Genomic DNA, 334 nt, shown 5'->3' with positions numbered 1-334 from the left:
CACCTGTGGCTGCGTCACTTCTGTTTGGCCGCCTGTGTTGTTCCCGCGCTCGCGCTGTAGCGTTGCTGCCATTTCAGCAGCACTGATACTAGCGCGGTTGCCCTGTACTCCTGAATAATACGAAGTTTCCCCATCACCATATCGTGTCGGGTCCGTCTTTTTCTTTTTGTACAGAGGCATACCTGCGGGAGCGGCTACCGACGCCCACTCCTGCGATGCGGCGTAGACCGCAGCATTCAGATCATCGGAACGCCCCGAGATGTAATCACCAATAGCCCGGCGTTTGACACCAATCAGGTAATCGAACATACGGTCTTGAGTAGTCCTATCAAAC

Annotated in this window: 1 protein-coding gene; it reads right to left on the bottom strand. The window is 54.5% G+C overall.

All coding sequences use genetic code 11. The features are described 5' to 3' along the window. Positions 1-309, bottom strand: a 309-nt coding sequence (locus AC1RPN_RS08755; protein WP_481763802.1) for a hypothetical protein, incomplete at its 3' end; no start/stop codon positions are given. Between the last annotated feature and the right edge of the window lie 25 nt (positions 310-334).

It is taken from the genome of Dellaglioa sp. CoH-57-MRSF-20, from assembly GCF_056781955.1.
This window is presented reverse-complemented; position numbering and strand designations above follow the sequence as displayed.